The sequence below is a fragment of the Nodosilinea sp. LEGE 07088 genome (assembly GCF_015207395.1).
Taxonomy (GTDB): domain Bacteria; phylum Cyanobacteriota; class Cyanobacteriia; order Phormidesmidales; family Phormidesmidaceae; genus Nodosilinea.
Genome location: NZ_JADEWX010000248.1, coordinates 1 through 6,509, shown reverse-complemented (window position 1 = coordinate 6,509; position 6,509 = coordinate 1). Strand labels below are relative to the sequence as shown.

Genomic DNA, 6,509 nt, shown 5'->3' with positions numbered 1-6,509 from the left:
ATCAACAATCGAATTAAGTTGATTAAGCGCCAAGCTTATGGGTTTGTAAACTTTGAGAATTTCCGTAAGCGCTTGCTAGCTTGCTTTTCTGATTAGAAAAACTTATCACCATGCTGCCGGAAGAACCTGGAATGTTCATCAACAGCAATGTATTCATACCTTCTTTGAACACTCAAGTTCGGTTAAGTCAGTTGTCTTTAGCCCCAATGGCCGATGGATTGCTTCGGGCAGCAATGATGCTTCTCTACGGCTGTGGGATGTTCAGAAGCAGAAGTGTGTCCATACCTTCATTGGCCATACTACTGGGATCAATTCAGTTGCATTTAGCCCAGATGGGCAATTGCTGGCTGTGGGTACTAGCGATGCTACTATCAGTCTGTGGGATATCCAGAAATGGAAATGTGTTCACGCTTTCACTGGTCATACTGGTTGGGTCTGGGCGGTTGCCTTTAGTTCTAATGGCCAGTTGCTCGCTTCGGGTAGTGGCGATACCGCTATTCGGCTATGGGATGTCCAGCAGCAGAAGTGTGTCCATACCTTTTCCAACCATACTGCTGGGATTAATTCAGTTGCCTTTAGTCCTAGTGAGCAGTTGCTAGTCACTGGTAGCGATGATGCCACTTTGCGGTTGTGGGATGTTGAACAGCGGCAATGTATTCATACCTTCTCAGGTTACTCAAAGTCAGTCAATTCAGTTGTTTTTAGTCCTAATGGCCAATGGCTCGCTACTGGTAGTGCCGATACCACCATTCGTTTGTGGGATGTGCAGAAACAGAAATGTGTTCATACTTTGACTGGTCACACTAAGTGGGTCAATTCAGTTGCTTTCAGTCCTGATGGTCAGTGGCTCGCTACCGGCAGTGCCGATGCCACTCTGCGGTTGTGGGATGTTGAGCAACAGAAATGTGTTCATATTTTCACTGGCTACACCAATTGGATCAATTCAGTTGCTTTCAGTCCTGATGGCCAGTGGCTCGCTACTGGCTCTGCTGCTGCCAATAGTCACCTATGGGATGTGCAGAAACGGAAATATGTTCATACTTTCACCGATGATAAAGCTGAGGTTATTTCAGTCGCCTTTAGTCCTGATAGCAAACTGTTGGCCACTGGTAACCGCAATACCACTATCAGTTTGTGGAATGTTGAACAGCGGAAATGTGTCCATACTTTCACCGGCCACACTGATTGGGTCAATTCAGTTGTCTTTAGCCCTGATGGCAAACTGCTGGCCACTAGCAGTAGTGATGCCACTATTCGTCTTTGGCATGTTGAACAGCGGAGATGTGTCCATACTTTCACCGGTCACACCAATTGGGTCAATTCAGTTGCCTTCAGCCCTGATAGCAAACTGCTGGCCACCAGCAGTAGCGATGCCACTATTCGTTTGTGGGATGTACAAAAACAGCAATGCACTCATACTTTTGCTGGCCATACCGCTGATGTCAGATCAGTTGTCTTTAGTCCTGATGGTCAACGACTAGCCACAGGCAGCGGCGATGCTACCATTCGTCTGTGGGATGTTAATACAGGAGCAAGCTTAGCTGTCTTGCTTTTGCCAAGTCTCTATGAGGGTACAAATATCTACGGAGCACAAGGTCTTACCGACGCACAGCGAAGTATGATGTTGGCACTCGGCGCGGTTGAGCGTGCATCCAATAACTGATGTCTGCTACCTCTACAAAATATGCTCAACCATTAGCTTCAACTTTGCCAGAAGAGATGACTGAATACAATCTTTCCCAGCACACGACGCTGAGCCCAGCGAATTTCTAGAAGCCTTCGCCGAAATTGACGCCATTCGCCAGCGTCTCCGCAGTCGTTATACCGCTCAATGAGCCAAGACCCACTCACCATTAGCGTTCTACACCGTAGCTATCAAAGACCTCATCGATGTTGATAATACGAACCATAGAAAATCATGGGTATCTAACAGCAGTCTCATGGCATGTAGTTGGCAAAGTCTTGCAGATGGTCATCATCCTCCGCAACGATAGTCAACGTACTAACGGCACTACCCGGTTGCCGAAGGGCGCGGGCTACTCCCGCTTCAGCCACTAGCCGACCCACAACCTGTTCCCCAGCGACAATCTGGACGGCTTCCCCAGGATTCAAATTTTTTAGCAACTCTAGCAAATGCAGCTGCACCTCTTGCACAGTCACCTGGTTCATGAAAGCCCTCTTTTGACAGATTGCCTAGCTTTTACCAAATATCCCTTGCGATCAATTTTAAGCTCGAAAATGTTAGTGATTTAATTGTACTTTCTTGGATGTATTCCGCTGCCTCGTACCACCCCTCCAGCAGCGCACACCCCGTCAACTTTTCCTTCAGTGGGCCACAGATCCAGTATTCCGGACTATCCAGCACGCTATACTCCGCCCGCTTGGCCCGATAGTCTGTGCTCTTGGTAGACGCGCTCACCGCCTCCACCACCAGCCACGATCGCGGCGCATTTAATCCGTAAGCTACCCTCAGTTCAGGATCACACTTTCCCCGCCTGGGGGTGTGCCCGGAGGGCGGGGTGGGTCAAAATGCTGACATCAACGCGGCTGCATTCTACGGATAGCTGGGCAATGGCTCAGACCAACCCACCCCTAAACCCTCCCAGGCGGGGAAGGCTAGCCTGGTTCTAAACGAGGGAGGCTTAGCCTGAATTCAGGTTGTTCTAGTTTCTCAATGGTCAAGCGTGGTTATCGCTCCAGGCGACGCCCCATCTCGCGTTAAGCCTATCGTGCAACGCTATCATTCTAGGGTTGATTAGCCGGACTTTGCTGTCAGCTCCCCAGCCAGCTTCTAAAAGGCTTGAGCGAAGCTTTACAAGCGGCTTATTCGTTCTTTACGTAGAGTCACCTATGGTAGTCATGAGCCGCTAAGGCTCTTATAGGGTACGTACTATACTGAAACATCTAAACACAAGGGCCTCCAGCTTTCGGGCTGGGGGCCTTAGTATTTGGGGTTCGGGGTATAAGAGAAAAGGCGTTTACCTGGCCCAGCAGGAGGCTCTGTGCAGCGGTTAATGGTTGAGCCCGCTCAAGTGACAGCAGACCAGCTTCACCTCACCCCATCTCAACAGCATTACCTCTACCGAGTGCTGCGGCTGCGGCCTGGGCAGCAGTTCTTAGCCCTCGATGGGTTGGGCACCCGGTGGCTGGCAACGCTCACCGCCACGGCTGAGATGGCGTCGATTGTACCGGCTCTGCCCGATCGCCATTTGCCCCCGGCTGACCTGACCCTGGTGGCGGCGCTCCCCAAGGGCAATGGTTTTGACGAGGTGGTGCGGCAGGCCACAGAACTGGGTGTAACGACGCTACAGCCCGTGATCAGCGATCGCACCCTGGCCCAACCCAGCCCCAACAAGCTAGAGCGCTGGGGGCGCATTGCCGCTGAGGCCACCGAGCAGTCGGAACGCCTGCTGCTGCCCCAGATTCTGGCATCGATGTCTTGGCGAGATTACTTGAGCCAAACCACCACGGGCAGCCGCTGGATTTGCGTAGCGCGGGGTGATGCGCCACATTTGCTGGCGGCGGCTCTGAGCCGCCCTGCGGCCGAGCCAGCTACCATCGCCACCGGGCCGGAGGGGGGCTGGACTGAAGCTGAGGTTGAGGCGGCGATCGCAGCTGGGTTTGAGACAGTTTCCCTCGGTCCTCAGATTCTCAGGGCGGTAACGGCTCCCCTGGCAGCCTTGACGCTAATTACTGCTGCCCGCAGATTAGAAGACAGCCTTAAAGTTGTCTAAACCAGTCTTCGGAGTCATTCTCAATAAGCAAAAATTATTGCAAATCCCCTCAAGAATTCGCTACTATTCTCATTAAGCAGGAGTTATTGAAATCTCATCGGAGGATCCAGGCTGTGGCTGCTTACACTCCATCGGCTCTCAAGGCCGAGCTCAACGAGCGCGGCTGGCGCATGACTCCCCAACGAGAGACCATGCTCAAAACCTTTCAAAATCTGCCCGAGGGCACCCACCTGAGTGCCGAAGACCTCTGTGAGCTGCTCAGCCAAGAAGGGGAGCCCATTAGCCTCTCAACCATCTACCGCAATCTCAAGCTGATGGCCCGCATGGGTATTTTGCGCGAGCTAGAGCTGGCCGAGGGCCAAAAGCGCTACGAAATCAATCAGCCCGCGCCCCATCACCATCACCACCTGATCTGCGTGCGGTGCAATAAAACTATCGAGTTTAAAAATGACTCGGTGCTCAAAGCCGGGGCTAAAACAGCCGATCGCTCTGGCTATCACATTCTCGACTGCCAGCTGCTAATCCACGGCATTTGCCCCAGCTGCCAGCGATCGATTGTGCCGATTTAGGGTCAAATCCTACCGGTATCTCGCGAGAGATAGGGGCATAGCAGTGCTATGCCCCTACCGGGTAAACAACCCTTTGCCCCTACAGGACTTCGTGGGTGTACTTGTGCTGCTTGACGTTGTCGTTTTTTGAAATCTTGCGCTGGCTGTTGAGCACCCGCTTTTTCTCGGTGGAGTAGTTGAGCTCACGGTGCAGCGTGCCCCTAGGTACCAGATCTACTGCTTCGGGACGAGACTGATAGGTGCGCGCGGCGGCCTGCACCCGTTCTTCAAAGTCGGCGCAGGGTTGAGCGGGGTCAGTCGCAATCTCTGGCAACTCTAGCGCTAGCGCCTGGGCAATGGTGGTGCCGCAGATAACGCTATAGGAGGTCGGCACCCCCTGCAGGACTGATTGTAGATAGGCGGAGGGAATGGGCTCAAGCACCTGAAGCTCGACGGTTTCTCCCTCGTGACGCAGATAACAGGTGGCCAGCCCCACCACTAGATAGCTATCGCCGGGCAGAGTGTCGGCGGGGGTCTGAGGTGCGGTTTGAACCATGAAGCTTTACCAGAGGATTCGACAGATCTGCATTTTAGCCCTGGGGCCCAGGGGGCTGCGATCGCGCTCCCGAACTGTCACAAAACACAACTTCTACCGGTGGGCCTGGTGCCAGTCCTTGGCCTGCTGTTGAATCGCCTCCAGGTCTTCCGGCTCCATGCGATCCAGGTTCTTCAAAATAAAGCTCATCCGCCCCTGGGTCTGGAGCTTGTCGCGCTGGCGGTGCAAAAAGTCCCAGTAGAAGAAATTAAATGGGCAGGCGTCTTCTCCCGTGCGGTCTTTGGGGTTATAGCGGCAGCCCTTACAGTAGTCGCTCATTTTGTTCACGTAGTTGGCCGACGAGGCATAGGGCTTAGAGGCCAGCAGCCCCCCATCGGCAAACAGGCCCATGCCAATCACGTTGGTCTGCATCACCCAGTCGTAGGCATCAATAAAAGCTGCGTGAAACCAGTCCTTCACCGCCTGGGGGTTGAACCCGGCGATCAGCGAAAAGTTGCTGAGGATCATGAGCCGCTGAATGTGGTGGGCGTAGCCGGTGCGCTGGGTCTGATCAATCACCTGGTGCAGGCAGTTCATCTCGACCTGGCCAGTCCAGAAAAATTCCGGCAGGGGCTGGCGGTGGTCAAACCAGTTGCGATCGCCGTAGTCGGCATCAACATAGCTGTAGAGACCGCGCATGTACTCGCGCCAGCCCAGCACCTGGCGAATGAATCCCTCCACACTGTTGAGCGGCAGATCATGCTCTAAAAACGCTTTCTCCGCCCGCTCCACCACCGCCAAGGGATGCAGCAATCCCAAATTTAGGTAAGGCGACAGCAACGCATGCCACATCGTGTCTTCGCCAGTGACCATGGCATCTTGATAGGGGCCAAAGGTATCGAGCCGCTCTATAATAAACGTTTCCAGGACTTGCAGCGCCTGCTCGCGGGTAACCGCCCATTTAAAGGGCGTCGCGTTGCCAAAGGTGGGGATGCCTAACGTTTCAACCTTGTCGATCACGGCTTGAGTAACCTGGTCAGGCTCAAACCATCGAGGAGTAGGGGTATTGAGCTTACCCTTCGGCGGCTGGCGATTGTCTTTGTCGAAGTTCCACCGGTCGCCGACGGGCTGGTCATCTTCCATGAGCACGTCAAAGCGCTTGCGGCCTTCGCGGTAGAAGCTCTCCATCAGCAGGCCCTTGCGCTTGCTGGCCCAGGTGCTAAAGTCGGCGGCGCTCCAGAGAAAGTGATTGTTGTCGAGAATGGTGAGCTTACAGGGCAAATCCAATCCCTCAAGCCAGGCAGAGCAGGGATGATCAACCGGGTCCATGACCCGCAGCTCGGTAATCTCCTCGGCTTTAATCCAGTCGCGCAGGGCGGTTTCGGTATCGGCAGCGATCGCATAGGTGACCGGCCACCCAGCCTCCTTCAATTCGTCAGCAAAGTGGCGCATGGCCGACCACACTAGCACTAGCTTTTGCCGGTGGTAGGGTCGCTCCTGGGCAAACGCTTGAGATTCTACGAAGAGAACTGGCGCATCTTTTGTCTGGCAGCTTGCCAGAGCAGCCTGCTCTGGCCACAGCTGATTGCCTAGCACCCAAACCCCGATGGTCATTGCGGTTTATCCTATTCCGACATGGCTCGACTTCATTGTTGCGCAGAGACCAGGGGAGTGCCAGGTGGAGGGGTGGGA

At 53.9% G+C, this 6,509-nt stretch carries 8 protein-coding genes; 4 read left to right on the top strand and 4 right to left on the bottom strand.

Features of this window, described 5'->3' with window-relative positions:
• Both IQ254_RS34065 and IQ254_RS28835 read left to right on the top strand, forming a co-directional pair.
• On the top strand, positions 1-96 hold the full coding sequence (locus tag IQ254_RS34065; protein WP_369011301.1) for a transposase: 96 nt from the start codon (positions 1-3) through the stop codon (positions 94-96).
• Entirely contained in the window at positions 89-1,663 is a 1,575-nt protein-coding gene (locus IQ254_RS28835) for a WD40 repeat domain-containing protein (protein WP_228041204.1), read from the top strand. The genes IQ254_RS34065 and IQ254_RS28835 overlap by 8 nt, the downstream gene beginning before the upstream one ends.
• Positions 1,664-1,938: 275 nt before the next feature.
• On the opposite strand, the gene IQ254_RS28830 is transcribed toward IQ254_RS28835, so the two are convergent.
• Together IQ254_RS28830 and IQ254_RS28825 are read right to left on the bottom strand one after the other, a co-directional pair.
• The gene (locus tag IQ254_RS28830) at positions 1,939-2,169 is read right to left on the bottom strand and encodes an antitoxin of toxin-antitoxin stability system (RefSeq protein ID WP_193969594.1); all 231 of its coding nucleotides are present in this window, start codon (positions 2,167-2,169) and stop codon (positions 1,939-1,941) included.
• A gap of 31 nt (positions 2,170-2,200) precedes the next feature.
• The gene (locus tag IQ254_RS28825) at positions 2,201-2,428 is read right to left on the bottom strand and encodes a Uma2 family endonuclease (RefSeq protein WP_313887603.1); all 228 of its coding nucleotides are present in this window, start codon (positions 2,426-2,428) and stop codon (positions 2,201-2,203) included.
• 586 nt (positions 2,429-3,014) lie between these two features.
• Here IQ254_RS28825 and IQ254_RS28820 point away from each other — a divergent pair.
• Together IQ254_RS28820 and IQ254_RS28815 are read left to right on the top strand one after the other, a co-directional pair.
• The gene (locus IQ254_RS28820) at positions 3,015-3,734 is read left to right on the top strand and encodes a 16S rRNA (uracil(1498)-N(3))-methyltransferase (RefSeq protein WP_193969593.1); all 720 of its coding nucleotides are present in this window, start codon (positions 3,015-3,017) and stop codon (positions 3,732-3,734) included.
• Positions 3,735-3,847: 113 nt separating this feature from the next.
• Positions 3,848-4,303: a Fur family transcriptional regulator gene (locus IQ254_RS28815; RefSeq protein ID WP_193969592.1), complete on the top strand. Its 456-nt coding sequence runs from the start codon at positions 3,848-3,850 to the stop codon at positions 4,301-4,303.
• A 79-nt stretch (positions 4,304-4,382) separates the two neighbouring features.
• Here the strand turns inward: IQ254_RS28815 and IQ254_RS28810 are convergent, their stop codons facing one another.
• Positions 4,383-4,838, bottom strand: coding sequence for a hypothetical protein (locus tag IQ254_RS28810; RefSeq protein ID WP_193969591.1), 456 nt, complete (start codon positions 4,836-4,838; stop codon positions 4,383-4,385).
• Positions 4,839-4,931: 93 nt separating this feature from the next.
• Positions 4,932-6,431, bottom strand: coding sequence for a cryptochrome/photolyase family protein (locus IQ254_RS28805; RefSeq protein ID WP_193969590.1), 1,500 nt, complete (start codon positions 6,429-6,431; stop codon positions 4,932-4,934).
• Positions 6,432-6,509 lie beyond the last annotated feature (78 nt).

Coding starts and splice junctions, on each gene's coding strand:
- IQ254_RS28805 (WP_193969590.1), bottom strand. CDS start 6,431: ATGACCATCGGGGTTTGGGTGCTAGGCAATCAGCTGTGGCCAGAGCAG.
- IQ254_RS28820 (WP_193969593.1), top strand. CDS start 3,015: ATGGTTGAGCCCGCTCAAGTGACAGCAGACCAGCTTCACCTCACCCCA.
- IQ254_RS28830 (WP_193969594.1), bottom strand. CDS start 2,169: ATGAACCAGGTGACTGTGCAAGAGGTGCAGCTGCATTTGCTAGAGTTG.
- IQ254_RS28810 (WP_193969591.1), bottom strand. CDS start 4,838: ATGGTTCAAACCGCACCTCAGACCCCCGCCGACACTCTGCCCGGCGAT.